Origin of the sequence: Stappia sp. TSB10GB4, from assembly GCF_900185745.1 — a bacterium.
GTDB lineage: Bacteria > Pseudomonadota > Alphaproteobacteria > Rhizobiales > Stappiaceae > Stappia.
The window spans coordinates 217549-232422 of the sequence record NZ_FYAV01000047.1 but is presented as its reverse complement, the minus strand read 5'-3'; the positions used below and the strand labels follow the sequence as shown (position 1 = coordinate 232422).

The window sequence follows — 14874 nt, the reverse complement described above, 5'->3', positions numbered from 1 at the left end:
CTTCGGCCTCGTCCGGGATGACGCGGGAGGGGCTGAAGCGCAGGCGTTGGTCCGCCAACGCCCTCCACCTCACGCCTGCCGAGGCTGCCAATGGCTCCCGGCTCTCCGGCTTCGCCTGCGGCCGGGATGACGTCCGAGAGAGCGGCACGACCTCCCATCCCCTCGGCCGTCACCCCGGGCAAGCGGAGCGCGACCCGGGGCCTATTGGTTGCCAGAGCGGTTGCGTCCCTTGCACCGCCCCGTCCTCTGGCCCCCCCGCACGCAAGTCTCTCCTCTCGTCATCCCGCACGCAGCGAAGCGGAGATGCGGGATCGGAGAGTCGAGGGCCTCTCGGCCACGCTCCCGAACGACGCCACGACCGCCGCGGCTCCCCGATCCCGGATCGTCGGCCTTCGGCCTCGTCCGGGATGACGCGGGAGGGGCTGAAGCGCAGGCGTTGGTCCGCCAACGCCCTCCACCTCACGCCTGCCGAGGCTGCCAATGGCTCCCGGCTCTTCGGCTTCGCCTGCGGCCGGGACGACACCCGAAAGAGGTGCCCGGCCTCCCGTCCCCTCGGGGAGGGGAAAGCCTCAGCTCGCGCCGCCGAGGCACTCCTGAATCGAAGTGGCGAGGCCGTCGATCAGCCCGAAATAGAGGTCCGGGCCATCGGCAAGGCCGGCGCCGAGCGGATCGAGCACGCCTGCGCGGGCCGGCGTGCCCTCGGTCACCACCTGGATCAGTTTCGGCTCGAACTGCGGCTCGGAAAACACGCAGGTCGCGCCGAGCTCGGAGATCCGGCCCTTGATCTCGGTGATCCGCTCCGCCCCCGGCATCACCTCCGGGCTGACGGTGATCGAGCCGGAGGCGGAGATGTCGAAGCGCTTCTCGAAATACTGGTAGGCGTCGTGGAACACGATGAAGCCCTTGCCGCGCACCGGCGCCAGCCGCGCGTCGATGTCGGCGTGCAGCGCCTCCAGCCGCGCGATGGTGCTGGCGGCGTTGGCCTCGTAGGTCGCGGCATTGTCCGGGTCGGCCTCGGCCAGCGCCTCGGCGATCTCGCTCACCATGGCCTTGGCGTTTTCCGGGTCGAGCCAGACATGGGAGTCGAAGGCGCCATGCGCATGACCATGGTCGTGCGCATGGTCATGACCGGCGGCCTTCGCCGTCTCGTGCTTGTGGCCGTGGTCATGCGTATGCGCATGGCTGTGCGCATGATCATGCTTGTGATCGTGGGCATGATCGTGTCCGGCGTGCTCATGCCCCTCGTCCTCGCCGTGGTCATGCGCCTCGAACGGGCCGCCCTCGCGGAACGGCAGCTTGATCAGCCCATGCGCGTCGATCAGCTCGACCGCCTTGGCATTGGCGCCGATGGTCTCCACCGGCTTTTCCAGGAAGGCCTCCAGCTCGTGGCCGATCCAGAAGATCAGGTCGGCCTCCTGCAGGGCCTTGGCCTGCGACGGCTTCAGGCTGTAGGTATGCGGCGAGCCGGCGCCTTCGACGATCAGGGCGGGCTCGCCGACGCCCTGCATCACCGCTGCGACCAGCGAATGCACGGGCTTGATCGAGGCCACCACCTTCGGAGCGGCATGCCCTGCGGCGGTCGTCGCGACGAGCAGCGAGGCGGACAGCAGCAGTCGTTGGGCAAGCGTCATGGACAGTCTCCGTTTCAGGCTGGCATGTTATAAGATCACGGGGTTGTGTTATGCTATAACGTGTGGGATACAGGCTCGCAAGCCCCCTGTTGAAAAATGTCCCGCGCCGCGAGGCGAGCGGGACTTGCCGGCGCAGCGGCGCCGATGGAGGATGGCCGGGTGACCCAGGATCCCGCCTCATGTTGATGACCCCTTCCGCAACCGCCGGCCGCCGAACCGGCGAGGACCTCGTGCGGCTGACCGGCGCCGGCGTGTTTCGCGACGGGCGATGGCTGGTGCGCGGCGTCGATCTTGCCGTACGCCGGGGCGAGATCGTCACCCTGATCGGGCCGAACGGCTCGGGCAAGTCGACCACCGCCAAGACCGCGCTCGGCATCGTTGCCCCGAGCGAGGGGCGGGCCGAGCGCTGCCCCGGCCTCGTCGTCGGCTATGTGCCGCAGAAGCTCAGCATCGACTGGACGCTGCCGCTCTCCGTCGAGCGTTTCCTGTCGCTCACCGGCCGCATTTCCTCGCGCGAGACCGACCGCGTGCTGGAGGCGACCGGCATTGCGCATCTGCGCCAGGCCGAGATGCGAAATCTTTCCGGCGGCGAGTTCCAGCGCGCGCTGCTCTCCCGCGCCATGGCCCGCAAGCCCGACCTCCTGGTGCTCGACGAGCCGGTGCAGGGCGTCGACTTTTCCGGCGAGGTCGCGCTCTACGACCTGATCCGCCGCATCCGCGACGATATCGGCTGCGGCATTCTCTTGATCTCGCATGATCTGCATGTGGTGATGGCGGCGACCGACCATGTCGTCTGTCTCAACGGCCATGTCTGCTGCCAGGGCGCGCCGACGGCGGTCGCCTCCAGCGAAGCCTATCGCCAGCTTTTCGGCGCCCGCGCCGACGCGACGCTCGCGGTCTACGAACACCATCACGACCACACCCATCTGGCGGACGGGCGGGTGCTGCATGCCGACGGCAGCATCACCACACATTGCCACCCGGACGACGGCCACCACCACCACGACCACGATCACCCCGGTCACGGCCATGACCATCACGGCCATGACCATGCGGCGGGGGGCGATGCCTCGCCCGCGACCGGAGGACGCCATGCTTGACGACTTCTTCACCCGCGCCCTTGTCGCCGGGGTCGGGGTGGCGCTGGTCGCCGGGCCGCTCGGCTGTTTCGTCGTCTGGCGGCGGCTCGCCTATTTCGGCGACACGCTGTCCCATGCCGCGCTCCTCGGCGTCGCGCTCGCCTTCCTGATGCAGGTCAACATCACGCTGTCGGTCTTCACTGTTTCGGTGCTGGTGTCGCTGGCGCTGCTGCTCTTGCAGCGCCGCGCCTCGCTCTCGTCGGACTCGCTGCTCGGCCTGCTCGCCCATTCCTCGCTGGCGCTTGGCCTCGTCGCGCTCGCCTTCATGAGCTGGGTGCGGATCGACCTGATGGGCTTCCTGTTCGGCGACATCCTCGCCGTGTCGCGGTTCGACATTCTCGCCGTCTATGTCGGCGGCGCGGCGGTGCTGGCCGTGCTGGTCATGATCTGGACGCCGCTCTTCGCGGCGACGATCAGCCGCGAGCTTGCCGAGGCGGAGGGCTTGCGCCCCGACCGGGCCAACCTCATCTTCATGATCCTGCTGGCGACCGTCATTGCCATCTCGATGAAGATCGTCGGGGTGCTGCTGATCACCGCCATGCTGATCATTCCGGCGGCGACCGCCCGGCGCCTGTCGTCCGGCCCGGAGCAGATGGCGGTGATCGCCGCGCTTGTCGGCGCCGTCGCCGTCGTCGGCGGCTTGTTCGCTTCGCTGGAGTGGGATACGCCGTCGGGACCGTCGATCGTGGTGGCGGCGCTGGTGCTGTTTCTCGCCAGCCTGTCGCCCTTCGCGGAGAAGCTGCCGAAGCTGTTCGGCGCCGGCGCGCGGCGCGCGCGCCCTGGGAGTAGCAGTCAATGAGCGGAGACACCTCGTCCGGCCATAGCCACACTCACGGGCACGGCCCCGCCGGCCTCACCCGCAACCAGAGCCTGGTCCTGTCGGCGCTGGAGCGGGCCAAGGCGCCGCTCAGCGCCTATACCATCCTCGACCAGTTGCGCGACGACGGCTTCCGCGCCCCGCCGCAGGTCTATCGCGCCCTCGACAAGCTGGTGGAAATGGGCGCCGTGCACCGGCTGGAGAGCCTCAACGCCTTCGTCGCCTGCCGCCATCCCGACTGCGACGGCCACGAGACCGCCGCCTTCGCCATCTGCGAGACCTGCGGCCAGGTGACCGAGCTCAACGACAGCGAGTTCTCCCACCATCTGCGCGACCTTGCCGCCAAGGTCGGCTTTGCCGTGCGCAAGTCGACGGTGGAACTGCGCGGCACCTGTGCCACCTGCCAGGCTGTTGCCTAAGGCAGGGTAAGAATGCCAGGCTGTTGCCTAAGGCAGGCTAAGAATGCCAGGCTGTTGCCTGAGGCAGGCCTGACGGGGCAGAATTTCAGCGCACCGCCGCGACCGATCCCGCCGCCTGCGGCAGGATGAAGGGAACCTCGCCCGCCGGCACCGCCGACACCCGCAACGGATGGTCGAATGCCTCCGACACCAGCCGGTCGGTAATGACCTCTTTCGGCGTGCCCTGCGACAGCAGCCGGCCGGTCTTCATCACCAGGATATGGTCGGCATAGAGCGCCGTCAGGTTGAGGTCGTGCAGCACCGCGACGACGCCGCCGCCGGCGCGCGCATAGTCGGCGGCGACATCCATGATCAGGATCTGGTGGCGGATGTCGAGGCTGGAGATCGGCTCGTCGAGGAACAGCCAGCGCGGCACGCCGCCGGGGCAGGGGTCCCAGACCTGGCACAGCACCCGGGCGAGCTGCACCCGCTGCTGCTCGCCGCCCGACAGCGAGTGATAGGCGCGCGCCGCGAAGCCGTCGAGATCGACCCGCTCCAGCGCCTCGCAGATCCGCCGATGGGGGGAGGCGGAGGGCAGCGCGCCGCGGCGGATGCCGAGCCGCACCACCTCGGCGACGGTGAGCGGAAAGGTCAGGCTGGTGTGCTGCGGCAGCACTGCGCGCAAGCCGGCCAGCGCTTCCGGCGGCAGGTCATCGACCTTGATCCCGTTGAGCCGCACCCGGCCGGTGTGGCGCAGTTCGCCGGTCACCGCCTTCAGCGTCGTGCTCTTGCCCGAGCCGTTCGGCCCGACGATCACCGTCACCTGGCCGGCCCTGGCGGTGAAGGAGACATCGCGGACGATCGGCGTGCCGTCCAGCGAGACGTGCAGCGCCTCGATCTCGAGAGTGTCTTGCGCAGGCGTGCTCATGAGGTGATCAACCCTTTCCGCCGCAGCAGGATCCACAGGAAGAACGGCGCGCCGGCCAGCGCGGTGAGAATGCCGATCGGCAGTTCCGCCGGGGCGACGATGGTCCGGCTCACCGTGTCGGCGAGGATCAGGAGGCTGCCGCCCAGCAGCGCGCAGGCCGGCAGCAGGAAGCGATGGTCCGGGCCGATGGTCAGCCGCAACAGATGCGGCACGACGATGCCGACGAAGCCGATGCCGCCGCTGACCGCCACCGAGGCGCCGGTCGCCGCCGCCACCGCGACGATGGCGACCCGCTTCAGCCGCTGCACGCGGATGCCCAGATGCCCGGCCGCCGCCTCGCCCAGGACCAGGCCGTTGAGCCCGTGGGCGAGGAACGGCACGCCGACCAGCACCACGGCGATGATCGGCCCGGCCGCCAGGATCTTCTGCCAGTTGGAGCCGGCCAGCGAGCCGAGCGCCCAGAAGTTGAGATCTCGCAACTGCTGGTCGCTGGCGATATAGACGAGAAGGCCCGTCGCCGCCCCCGCCAGTGCCGACAGGGCGATACCGGCCAGCAGCATCGTCGCGACGGAGGTCATGCCGCCGCGCGTGCCGATGCGGTAGAGCGTGAAGGTGGTGAGAAGCCCGCCGAAGAAGGCGGCGAGCGGCAGCGCATAGATGCCGAGCACCGCCACCACCGGCGCCAGCGCCGTGGTGCCGAGCACGATCATCGAGGCCGCGCCGAGGCCTGCGCCCGCCGACACGCCGACAATGCCGGGATCGGCGAGCGGATTGCGGAACAGGCCCTGCATCACCGCGCCGGAGACGGCGAGCGCGGCGCCGACCAGCGCGCCGAGCAGGACGCGCGGCAGCCGCACGTCCATCAGCACGATGCGGTCGCGCAGCTCCGCCGGGCTTGCCGCCTCGCCCTGGCCGAGCAGCGCCCTGACGACGGCCGACAGGGGGATGTCGAGCGCGCCGGTGGTCAGCGAGAACAGCATCACCGCGACCAGCAGCATGGCGAGGCCGGCGATCACCAGCCGCGCCAGCGGCTCGCGGTCGCCGAGCCGCGCCTGCGCGACGACCCGCTCGGGCAGCAGCCTTTCGGACAGGGACGAGGCGGAAAGGCTCATCGTCAAAGACCCAACTCGGCGAGCGCCGCCGACAGGTCGCGCACGGCAGCGCCGGTGCGCGGGCCGAAGCCGATCAGATAGAGCCCGTCCATCTGGATCAGCCGCTTGTTCTGCCCGGCCGGGGTCTGCGCCAGCGCCGCATTGCCGAACACCTCGTCGGCGGAAGCGGTGTGGTTCTCGCCGCGGCTGATCATCAGGATCACGTCGGGGGCCGCCGCGATCACCGCCTCGTCGTTGATCTGCTTGTAGCCCTCGAACACGCCCATGGCGTTCTGCGCGCCGGCCAGCTCGATCATGCCGTTGGCGGCCGTTCCCGTGCCCGAGGCAAGGATCCGCCCGCCATTCATCGACAGGATGAACAGGATGCGCGCCTCGCGGCCGCGCGCGGCGGCCTCTGCGACGGCGGCGTCGAGATCGTCCGCGACCGTTTCGGCGAGCCGTGCCGCCTTGTCGCCGGCGCCGATCGCGGCGCCGACCGTCTCGATCTTGCCGAGGATGCCGGCGCGGTCGAAGCTCTCGGGCACCGAGACATACGGCACGCCCGCCTCGCGCAGCACGGCGAGCGCCTCCGGCGGGCCGCTGCCCTCCAGCATCAGGATTGCGTCGGGCCGCACCGACAGCACGCCCTCGGGCGAGAGCGCGCGCATATAGCCGACATCGGGGAGTTCGGCCGCCGCCTCCGGGAAACCGCTGGTGGAATCGCGCGCCACCAGCCGGGCCTCCTCGCCGAGCGCATAGACGATCTCGGTCACGGAGCCGCCGATGGCGACGATCCGCTGCGCGGCCGAAATGTCGGTCGCCTCCTCGGCAAAGGCCGGGGTGGCGGGCAGGGCGAGGGCGGCCGCAAGGGCGATGCGGCGAAGCGCGCGGCCGCTTGGCCGCAAGGAAAGAAGGGTCATGGTCCGTCCACACATGTCTCGTTTCACTCGGCGGCGATGGTCGCGGGGCGCGCCAGCCCCTCGACCAGCCCGCGCCAGTCGGCGCGCTCGGCGCGGCCTTCCTTGCGCACGCCGAAGAACTGGATGACCAGCGTGCCGTCGGCGTCATAGGCCTCGATGGAGGTCACATGGCCGTCGCTGGTCGGCTTGCGCACGGCCCAGGATTCCGTGATGTGGTCGGTGCGCAGGTGCAGGTGGAAGCCCGGATCCATCACGTTGAGCCAGGGCCCCATCGGCGCGACCTTGGCGATCGGCCCGGAATGGATCTGGATGCAGCCGCGATTGCCGACGAAACACATGATCGGCTGGCCGCTCTCGGCCGCCGCCTGCATCATCGCCGGCACCGCCCCCTCGGCCAGCGGCCAGGCATAATCGTCGCCGGCCAGGGTGAGCGCGTTCAGCCGGTGCAGGTCGAGATCGCGCAGCATGCCGTGGAACTGGTGCGTGTCGGTCAGCGCCTGCCAGCGCTCGCGCAGCGCGTCCTGCTTGTCGCGTTCCAGCGCCGGGCGCGCCGACACTTCCGCCGGGGTCACTTCGGCGGTGAGGCCCGGTTCCTGGTCGTCGGCGAGCAGGCTTTCCACCAGCGCAGTCCAGGCGGCCGTGTCGGTGCCGGGGCGCGTATGCACCTTGTGGACCGCATCGCCATGGGCGTCGAAGAACTGCAGGCTGAGGCGCTCGACCCCGTCCTCGCCGGTCTTGGCGACGGCGAAGCCGTGCACCCAGGCGGCCGGGAACATGCGGGTGTCGATGTCCGCGCCCAGCATCATCGCCGCCCGCTTGCCCGGCACGAAGCGGTCGTAGACGCCGATCTTCTCGTGCACCGCGCTCTCGTTGCGGGTCAGCGCCATCACTTCGCCGACGCCGCCCAGCCCCGTGAAGATCTCGTCGAAGCGGACCTCGATGCGGCTGACGCCATGGCCGCAGAAGGCGGAGACGAACTCCGCCTCGCTGAGGCCGAGCATCCGGGCAAGGTCGCGCTCGCGCATCTTGGGGTTCTCGGCCCGCATCCGGCGGACGTGTTCGAAGTCGGTGGTTTCACGGGTCATTGGGGGATCACCTTGTTGCCAGCGGCCACGGAACGCAGGGGCCGCGCCTTGCGGCGGCCTCGCATCCTTGCGGCCGGTCGGTTTGGACCTTTGCTTGCGCCCGTCGCCGGCGGGATATCCCGGGCGAAAGGGGGGCTGGCTGGGTGCCGAACGGATTTCCTGTGACCGGACTGCCGATCACATACTTGACTCAATTACTCATGTTTTGTAACGACATCAATACCTGAGTAATGATCTCAAGTTTTATCACCAAACGACGAGCAAGCAAGCGCGTGCCAGCGAGCGATCGACCATGATGGAGTTGTCAAATGGGGCTGGCAGGCTCGTACAGGACTGAAAAGACGGCGGCGGGCAGGGTCGCTGTCTTGATGAGCGGCGTCGCATTCTGCGCGCTGAGCGGATTTTCGGGCGCTCTCGCGCAGGATGTGCCGGCGGAGGGCGATCCGGCCCGCAGCACGGCGCTGCAGCGCATCGTCGTCGGCGCCGGCGTCGAGAAGGTGGCGATCGACACACCGCAGGCGGTCACCGTCCTCGATCAGGAGGACATCGACGCCGAGCAGCCGATGACCATCGGCGACATCTTCCGCCAGGTGCCGGGCATCACGGTGGTCGGCAGCGACCGCGTCGGCGGTCAGTCCTTCAACATTCGCGGCATCGGCGATCTCGGCTCTTCGGACGAATCGAAGATCATCGTTTCGGTCGACGGCGCGGTGAAGTTCTACGAACAGTACCGCATGGGCTCGTTCTTCTCCGATCCCGAGCTCTACAAGCGGGTCGAGGTGCTGCGCGGTCCGGCCTCGTCCACCCTTTACGGGTCGGGCGCCATCGGCGGCGTGATCAACTTCACCACCAAGGACCCGGAGGACTTCATCAAGCCGGGCGACACGGCGGCCGTACGTCTGAAGACGATGTACGATTCCAACAAGGACGGCGCCATGGCCTCGGTCACCGCCGCCTATGCCTTCTCCGAGCAGACCTCGGTGCTGCTGAACGGCAACTTCCGCCGCTCGGGCGAATATGAGAACGGCCTCGGCCAGTCGATCGTCGGCTCCGATTTCGAGGCCTTCTCCGGTCTTGCCAAGGTCGTCCACCGCTTCGGCGACAACAACGAGCAGTCGCTGCGCTTGTCCTACGAGCGCTGGCAGAGCGAGGACGACAACGCCCAGTACTCGCAGACCGGCACGCTCGGCTTCGGCACCATCGACCGCGACATCACCGACCAGACGGTGGCCCTCATCTATGAAAACCCGGCGAGCGACAATCCCTGGCTGAACCTCAAGCTGAACCTCAGCTTCTCGGACACGCAGGTGAAGCAGAGCAACGCCTCGGCGCCGATTCCCTCGCCGTTGTTCTTCGACAGCGAATACGGCTACCGCACCTGGTCGGGCCGGGTAGAGAACACCTTCGACTATGTCGGCGACAGCATCCGCAACTATTTCACCTTCGGCACCCAGGTCAGCTACCAGGAGCGCATCGCCACCACCCGCTTCGGCGACGTCACCTTCCATCCGGAAGGCACGGACACCAAGTTCGGCTTCTTCGCCCAGAACGAATTCGTCTGGAACGACCGGCTGACCCTCATTCCCGGCGTGCGCGTCGACTTCGTCCAGCTCGATCCGGCGGCCGCCGTCATCGGCGGCAGGAAGCAGAACGAGACCGCCTTCTCACCGAAGATCGCGGTGATGTACAAGCTGAACGACACGTTCTCGCTGTTCGGCTCGCTCGCCCATACCGAGCGCGTCCCGACGCTGGACGAGCTCTATTCGACCAATCCGGCGGACGGCAACTATCCGGGCGGGCGCACCGTCAGCCTCGGGCTGACCAAGGAGAGCTCGAACAGCGTCGAGGTCGGCTTCGCCGTGTCGACCTTCGACCTTTTCGCGAAGAACGACAGCCTGCAGATCAAGACCACGGGCTTCTACAACGATCTGAAGGACATGATCGTCGCCAACCCGGCGCGCGGCCTGCCGACGCCGGTCCCCTACTATACCAACGTCACCCATGCGGAGATCATGGGCGTCGAGGTCGAGGCGGCCTATGATTCGGAGTATGTCTTCGGCAGCCTCGCCTTCAGCCATGTCCACGGCACGAACAAGGACACCGGCGCGACGCTCAACACCATTCCGGCCGACACGCTGGCGGTGACGCTCGGCGGCCGACTGCCGGACTACGACCTGTCCTTCGGCTGGCGCGGCCTGTTCGCCGGGTCGATGAGCACCGGTGCCACCGCCAACCGCACCTATGGCGGCTATTCGGTGCACGGTCTCTTCGTCGACTGGAAGCCGGGCGAGGGGCAGTTGGCCGGGTTCGAGCTGCGCGGCTCGGTGGAGAACTTGTTCGACAAGCAATATCGTAACAACCTCGCCGGCGACGATGCCAAGGGGCGCACGTTCAAGTTGACGCTCGCCAAGACCCTCGGCTGGTAGGCTGATCGGGAGTAGCGAATGGGACTGAGACTTGAAATCGCGGCGGCGGCGGCCTTGACCGCCGTCGCCCTGTGGGGCGGCCCGGCACGGGCCGCCGGGGACGCTCCGGCTGACGGGGCGGCCCCGGCCGCGCTTCACATCGAGCTGAACCGCGCCGTCGACAACGGCGCGGGCGGGTGCCGGCTCACCTTCGTGGTGCGCAATGCGACCGGGGCCGAGCTGCCGCAGCCGCGATTCGAGTTCGTGCTGTTCGACAGCGACGGGCTGGTCGACCGGCTGACCACGTTCGACTTCGGCGCGCTGCCGGAGGACAAAACCTCGGTGCGCCAATTCGACCTGGCCGGCGCGCCCTGCGACAAGCTCGGCCGCCTGCTCGTCAACGGGCCGGCCCAGTGCGGCGAGGCGGGCGCGGCGGCGCATTGCCGGGCGGCGCTGTCGCTGTCGAGCCGCACCGAGATAGCTCTGATCCGATAACCCTGCTGGGAACCGACCATGTCCTTTGCCGATATCCTGCGCCCCGTCACCGACTTCCTGGAGCTTGGCGGCCCCGTCGTCGCCCTGCTCGCGGCGCTCTCCGTCGTCGCGCTGGCAGTGGTGATCCTCAAGCTCGCCCAGTTCTGGCTGGAGCGGGTCGGCCGGCCGGGCCGGGCCGAGGCCGCCGTGCGCCTGTGGGGTCATGGCCGCCACCGCGAGGCCTGGCAGGCGCTCGGCGACATCCGCAGTGCCTCCGAGGAGGCGGTCGCCATCGCCTTGCAGGCGGGCGAGGCCGGTACTGTCGACAAGGCGCTGGTCGAGGAGGAGATCGCCCGGGCGGCGACCCGCCGCCTGCACGGGTTCAATCGCGGTATGAAGGCGCTCGACGCCATCGCCCAGATCGCGCCGCTGCTCGGCCTGTTCGGCACCGTGCTCGGCATGATCGAGGCCTTCCAGAAGCTGCAGGAGGCCGGCAACGCCGTCGATCCGTCGCTGCTCGCCGGCGGCATCTGGGTGGCGCTGCTGACGACCGCCGCCGGTCTCGCCGTCGCCATGCCGGTCTCCCTCGTCGTCACCTTCCTGGAAAGCCGCATCGAGGACGAGAAGGTCGCCATCGAGACGCTGGCCTCGGCCGTGCTGCTGCAACAGGCGCGGGGCGCGCGCGCCGCCGCCGCCGACCCGCTCGCGGACACTGAGGCGGGGGGCTTTGAGCGGGTCGCCAATGCGCATTGACTTTGCCAGCCCGCGCCGCCGCCGCCTGTCGCTGACGTCGCTGATCGACGTCATCTTCCTGTTGCTGCTGTTCTTCATGCTGTCGTCGACCTTCACGCGCTTCGCGCAGGTCGATCTGGCGGCGCCGGGCGGCGGCACCGGCGGCGCGGCCGCGCGGCCGGACATCTTCGCCACGGTCGATGCGGACGGGCTCACCGTGAACGGCACCCTCATTGATCCGCGAGCGCCGGGCACCGCCATTTCCGCGCTGATCGAGGCTGGCGCGAAGACCGCGCTGCTGGTCCCGCGCGAGGGCGCGCGCGCCCAGGATCTGGTGAGCGCGCTGGAGCTGCTGCGCGGCGGCAACGCGCTCAAGGTGATCGTCGCGAGGCCGAAATGATCCGGATCCGGCAGAAACCGCCGAAGCGCCAGGCGGAGAGCACCATTTCCCTGATCAACATCGTCTTCCTGATGCTGATCTTCTTCCTCATCGCCGGCCAGCTCGCGCCGCCGGTCGAGCCGTCGGTGACGCTGGCCGAGACCGTCGAGGCGCCGCCGCTGGCCCCGCCCGACGCCCTGTTCGTCGACAAGGACGGCGCGCTCACCTATCGCGGCCAGCCGGCCGACATTGCCGCCTATCTTGCGGCATTGTCCGGGGGACGTGCGGGTGAGGGGAGTGACGACGAGGGCGGGCCGTCGGTCATGCTCGCCGTCGACCGCGACCTTGGCGCGGCCCGCGTCCTGGAAATCGCCGAGGACCTCTACCGGGCCGGTGCCGGCGGCGTGTCGCTCGTCACCAGCGGGGTGGAGCGATGAAGCTGCGACCGCATCATGTCGTCGCCGCCCTGGCGATTTCCACCGTGGTTCATGCCGCCGCCATCGCCGTGTTGGCGGGCGGCGAGCCGGGGCTGGAGCTGGAGGGCGGCAGCGCCTTTCTCTCAGCCGAACTGGGCCAGGGCTTTTATGACGCCTTGCAGGCCGGCAGCGAGGGCGAGATGACCGAGGCCGTCAGCGAGACCACCGAGGTGGTGACGCCGGTCGATGCCCCGGAAGGGGTGAAGGCGGTGGAGCATGCGACCGCGCTGGTGGAGAGCGTTAGCGAGGCGGAGGCGGCGCCCGAGGCGCCGACCAGCGAGGCGCTGCCGCCGGACGAGCTTGTCGAGGCGGTCGAGCCGCCGACGGAACCTGTGACGGCCGAGCCGGTCACGGCCGACGCCGTAACGCCCGAAGCCGTGACATCCGAGGCGGTGCCGATGGAGATCGCGGCGCTGGCGCCCGGCCTTGCCGCGACCGCCGTTCCCACCGCCGTCGAACGGCCGGACGAGACGCCGCCGGAGACCGCGCCCGTGACCGCGCCCGTGCAGGCCAGCGTCGCGCCGCAGGAGGCCGAGCCCGTGCCCTCGACAGAGCGGCTCGAGGCGACCGTCGCCGTACCGGTGCCGCAAGCCCGCCCAGCCGACCTCGAGGTCGCCGAGACCCGCCAGCCGGCGCCGGCCCGCAAGGCCGACACGGTCAAGCGGCAGACGGAGAAGCCGGCCCGCGCCCCGAAGGCGGCAAGCACCAGCGGCGCCGGCGGCCAGTCGAACGCCACCGCCAAGGCCGGCGGTTCCGAGCGGGTCGGCACGTCCAGCGAGTTCGGCAATGCCGAGGCTTCGAACTACATGGGCCAGATCTACCGCAAGGTGAACCGGGCGAAGCGGCGCGGCAGCGTCGGCCGCCAGCGCGGCGAGGCGCTGATCGCCTTCGTCGTCGCCAGCAATGGCAGCCTTTCTGGCGTGCGGGTGGCGCGCAGCTCCGGCAACGAGGCGATCGACCGGGAGGCGGTCAATACGGTGCAGCGGGCGCAGCCTTTCCCCCCGATCCCGCCGCAGGCCCGGCGCAACACCTGGACTTTCACGGTGCCGATCGCCTTTTGAGCGGGTTTGCGCGGCGAAACGCAATTTCGGGCCGATTTGAGAGGGAATTTTGCAAAATTCCTCTCAATTTTTTGCAAGCGTACCCGCGCGATTTTCCGGCCGGAAATCCCCGCGCGATGGTCGGCCCGCCATCCGGCGATCCGGCCCTCGGTTGCGCCTCCGGATCGCGCCCGCTGCGCGGCCGGCGTCTGCCCGGCGCGGGGAAAGCCCGCCGGTTGGCGGTCGGTTGGCGGCGGGAAAACCCTGTGCCGGGAGACAGATTGCCGAACGGGTGCCATGATTTGCGGCCAGTCTTGCGGGGAACGCCGGGCCGATCGCGCCGCAGGCGGAGCGTGGACAGGCCCTTGCACACCTCCTCATTCTCCAGGATCGCGTTTGCCGCGTGGCTCCGCCCGCCGCTCGTGCTCCTGACCGGTCTTGTCCTCGCGGGCACGGCGGTGGCGGCGCCGCCCCTGCCGCAACCGCGACCCGAGGTCGAGATCGCCTCGCGGCCGCAGGACGGTGGGGACAACCCGGTTTCGACGCCCCGCGCCAAGCCGCCGCTATCCCCGGTGGAGGCGCCGGCGGCCGCGGGGATCGCGCCTGCGGCCAGCCCCTGCGCGCAGGCTCTTTCCCGCCTCGGCGCTCGGTTCGAGCCGCTGCCGGAGATCGAGGCGCCCGGCGCCTGCGGCATCGAGGATCCGGTGTCGCTGTCGCGGGTGGGCGCCATGGCCCTGGTGCCGCCGGCCGTGCTGTCCTGCGACACGGCGCTGGTGGCGGCACGCTTCGCCGCCGGGGTGATCCACCCGCTCACCCGCTCCACCCTGGGTGCGGATGTGGCCGAAATCCGGGTCGCGGCCTCCTATCATTGCCGCGGGCGCAACCGGGTGGCCGGCGCAAGGCTCAGCGAACATTCCTTCGGCCGGGCGATAGATATCCGCGGGCTGGTGCTGGAGGACGGCCGGGAATTCGCCGTCGCCCCGCGCCCGACCGGCGACGAGCCCGCCGATTTTCTGCAAAAATCGCTGCGGACAGCCGCCTGCGGGCCATTTACCACCGTTCTCGGGCCCGGATCGGATGCCCATCACGACGATCATTTGCACCTCGATACCAAGCCGCGCCGCGCGCCCTGGTGCCAGTAGTGCTCCGGCCTCGGCACCTTTATTCCCGTTCCGCAGGGCTGAAAGGGTCGGAAGACTGACCCAGATCAAGGAAAGTCCGACCATCTTGCGGAATACTGTCCCCGTGGCCGTCTCCTCGACCTGTCCGTACCCCCCCCAACCGAACGCCGAGGCCGTCGTGACCAAGCGCCAGAAAACCAAAGCCGGACCGGGTTCCGGCACCGCCACTATTCCCGCC

Annotated in this window: 15 protein-coding genes; 10 read left to right on the top strand and 5 right to left on the bottom strand. The window is 69.4% G+C overall.

Annotated features, from left to right (window positions below):
* Positions 1 to 569 precede the first annotated feature (569 nt).
* Positions 570 to 1631, bottom strand: coding sequence for a zinc ABC transporter substrate-binding protein (locus TSB10GB4_RS11505; RefSeq protein ID WP_186395859.1), 1062 nt, complete (start codon positions 1629 to 1631; stop codon positions 570 to 572).
* A gap of 182 nt (positions 1632 to 1813) precedes the next feature.
* Between TSB10GB4_RS11505 and TSB10GB4_RS11500 the strand changes: the two genes are divergently transcribed.
* From TSB10GB4_RS11500 to TSB10GB4_RS11490, 3 genes are read left to right on the top strand one after another with little or no spacing between them, the layout of a single operon-like run.
* A complete protein-coding gene (locus tag TSB10GB4_RS11500; RefSeq protein WP_305849845.1) occupies positions 1814 to 2731 on the top strand; it encodes a metal ABC transporter ATP-binding protein in 918 nt (305 codons plus the stop codon).
* A complete protein-coding gene (locus TSB10GB4_RS11495) occupies positions 2724 to 3569 on the top strand; it encodes a metal ABC transporter permease (RefSeq protein ID WP_186389662.1) in 846 nt (281 codons plus the stop codon). The genes TSB10GB4_RS11500 and TSB10GB4_RS11495 overlap by 8 nt, the downstream gene beginning before the upstream one ends.
* Positions 3566 to 4006 carry a Fur family transcriptional regulator gene (locus TSB10GB4_RS11490; RefSeq protein ID WP_186395857.1) on the top strand — a complete coding sequence of 147 codons (441 nt, stop codon included), beginning with the start codon at positions 3566 to 3568 and terminating at the stop codon, positions 4004 to 4006. Before TSB10GB4_RS11495 ends, TSB10GB4_RS11490 begins: the two co-directional genes overlap by 4 nt.
* 85 nt (positions 4007 to 4091) lie before the next feature.
* Here TSB10GB4_RS11490 and TSB10GB4_RS11485 read toward each other — a convergent pair whose 3' ends face one another.
* The 4 genes from TSB10GB4_RS11485 to TSB10GB4_RS11470 are packed head-to-tail and all read right to left on the bottom strand — an operon-like array spanning position 4092 to position 8009.
* The gene (locus TSB10GB4_RS11485) at positions 4092 to 4913 is read right to left on the bottom strand and encodes a heme ABC transporter ATP-binding protein (protein ID WP_186395856.1); all 822 of its coding nucleotides are present in this window, start codon (positions 4911 to 4913) and stop codon (positions 4092 to 4094) included.
* Positions 4910 to 6025 carry an iron ABC transporter permease gene (locus tag TSB10GB4_RS11480; RefSeq protein ID WP_186395855.1) on the bottom strand — a complete coding sequence of 372 codons (1116 nt, stop codon included), beginning with the start codon at positions 6023 to 6025 and terminating at the stop codon, positions 4910 to 4912. Before TSB10GB4_RS11480 ends, TSB10GB4_RS11485 begins: the two co-directional genes overlap by 4 nt.
* Positions 6026 to 6027: 2 nt before the next feature.
* A complete protein-coding gene (locus TSB10GB4_RS11475) occupies positions 6028 to 6924 on the bottom strand; it encodes a hemin ABC transporter substrate-binding protein (protein ID WP_186395854.1) in 897 nt (298 codons plus the stop codon).
* A gap of 23 nt (positions 6925 to 6947) precedes the next feature.
* Entirely contained in the window at positions 6948 to 8009 is a 1062-nt protein-coding gene (locus TSB10GB4_RS11470; protein WP_186395853.1) for a hemin-degrading factor, read from the bottom strand.
* Positions 8010 to 8377: 368 nt separating this feature from the next.
* On the opposite strand from TSB10GB4_RS11470, the gene TSB10GB4_RS11465 reads away from it, so the two are divergent.
* The 7 genes from TSB10GB4_RS11465 to TSB10GB4_RS11435 all read left to right on the top strand — a co-directional run bounded on the left by TSB10GB4_RS11465 (position 8378) and on the right by TSB10GB4_RS11435 (position 14657).
* Positions 8378 to 10435, top strand: coding sequence for a TonB-dependent receptor domain-containing protein (locus TSB10GB4_RS11465; RefSeq protein ID WP_186395852.1), 2058 nt, complete (start codon positions 8378 to 8380; stop codon positions 10433 to 10435).
* An 18-nt stretch (positions 10436 to 10453) separates the two neighbouring features.
* Complete coding sequence (locus tag TSB10GB4_RS11460; RefSeq protein WP_186395851.1) at positions 10454 to 10909, top strand: hypothetical protein; 456 nt, start codon at positions 10454 to 10456, stop codon at positions 10907 to 10909.
* An 18-nt stretch (positions 10910 to 10927) separates the two neighbouring features.
* A complete protein-coding gene (locus TSB10GB4_RS11455; protein ID WP_186395850.1) occupies positions 10928 to 11641 on the top strand; it encodes a MotA/TolQ/ExbB proton channel family protein in 714 nt (237 codons plus the stop codon).
* Positions 11631 to 12020, top strand: a complete 390-nt coding sequence (locus tag TSB10GB4_RS11450; protein ID WP_186395849.1) for a biopolymer transporter ExbD — start codon at positions 11631 to 11633, stop codon at positions 12018 to 12020. Before TSB10GB4_RS11455 ends, TSB10GB4_RS11450 begins: the two co-directional genes overlap by 11 nt.
* Entirely contained in the window at positions 12017 to 12436 is a 420-nt protein-coding gene (locus TSB10GB4_RS11445; protein ID WP_186395848.1) for a biopolymer transporter ExbD, read from the top strand. Before TSB10GB4_RS11450 ends, TSB10GB4_RS11445 begins: the two co-directional genes overlap by 4 nt.
* Entirely contained in the window at positions 12433 to 13536 is a 1104-nt protein-coding gene (locus TSB10GB4_RS11440) for an energy transducer TonB (RefSeq protein ID WP_186395847.1), read from the top strand. The genes TSB10GB4_RS11445 and TSB10GB4_RS11440 overlap by 4 nt, the downstream gene beginning before the upstream one ends.
* Before the next feature lie 344 nt (positions 13537 to 13880).
* Positions 13881 to 14657: an extensin family protein gene (locus TSB10GB4_RS11435; protein WP_186395846.1), complete on the top strand. Its 777-nt coding sequence runs from the start codon at positions 13881 to 13883 to the stop codon at positions 14655 to 14657.
* Positions 14658 to 14874: the final 217 nt, after the last annotated feature.

Excerpts from the sequence above, each read along its gene's own strand:
- TSB10GB4_RS11505 (WP_186395859.1), bottom strand. The coding sequence starts at position 1,631 with ATGACGCTTGCCCAACGACTGCTGCTGTCCGCCTCGCTGCTCGTCGCG.
- TSB10GB4_RS11495 (WP_186389662.1), top strand. The coding sequence starts at position 2,724 with ATGCTTGACGACTTCTTCACCCGCGCCCTTGTCGCCGGGGTCGGGGTG.
- TSB10GB4_RS11490 (WP_186395857.1), top strand. The coding sequence starts at position 3,566 with ATGAGCGGAGACACCTCGTCCGGCCATAGCCACACTCACGGGCACGGC.
- TSB10GB4_RS11485 (WP_186395856.1), bottom strand. The coding sequence starts at position 4,913 with ATGAGCACGCCTGCGCAAGACACTCTCGAGATCGAGGCGCTGCACGTC.
- TSB10GB4_RS11480 (WP_186395855.1), bottom strand. The coding sequence starts at position 6,025 with ATGAGCCTTTCCGCCTCGTCCCTGTCCGAAAGGCTGCTGCCCGAGCGG.
- TSB10GB4_RS11475 (WP_186395854.1), bottom strand. The coding sequence starts at position 6,924 with ATGACCCTTCTTTCCTTGCGGCCAAGCGGCCGCGCGCTTCGCCGCATC.
- TSB10GB4_RS11470 (WP_186395853.1), bottom strand. The coding sequence starts at position 8,009 with ATGACCCGTGAAACCACCGACTTCGAACACGTCCGCCGGATGCGGGCC.
- TSB10GB4_RS11465 (WP_186395852.1), top strand. The coding sequence starts at position 8,378 with ATGAGCGGCGTCGCATTCTGCGCGCTGAGCGGATTTTCGGGCGCTCTC.
- TSB10GB4_RS11460 (WP_186395851.1), top strand. The coding sequence starts at position 10,454 with ATGGGACTGAGACTTGAAATCGCGGCGGCGGCGGCCTTGACCGCCGTC.
- TSB10GB4_RS11455 (WP_186395850.1), top strand. The coding sequence starts at position 10,928 with ATGTCCTTTGCCGATATCCTGCGCCCCGTCACCGACTTCCTGGAGCTT.
- TSB10GB4_RS11450 (WP_186395849.1), top strand. The coding sequence starts at position 11,631 with ATGCGCATTGACTTTGCCAGCCCGCGCCGCCGCCGCCTGTCGCTGACG.
- TSB10GB4_RS11445 (WP_186395848.1), top strand. The coding sequence starts at position 12,017 with ATGATCCGGATCCGGCAGAAACCGCCGAAGCGCCAGGCGGAGAGCACC.
- TSB10GB4_RS11440 (WP_186395847.1), top strand. The coding sequence starts at position 12,433 with ATGAAGCTGCGACCGCATCATGTCGTCGCCGCCCTGGCGATTTCCACC.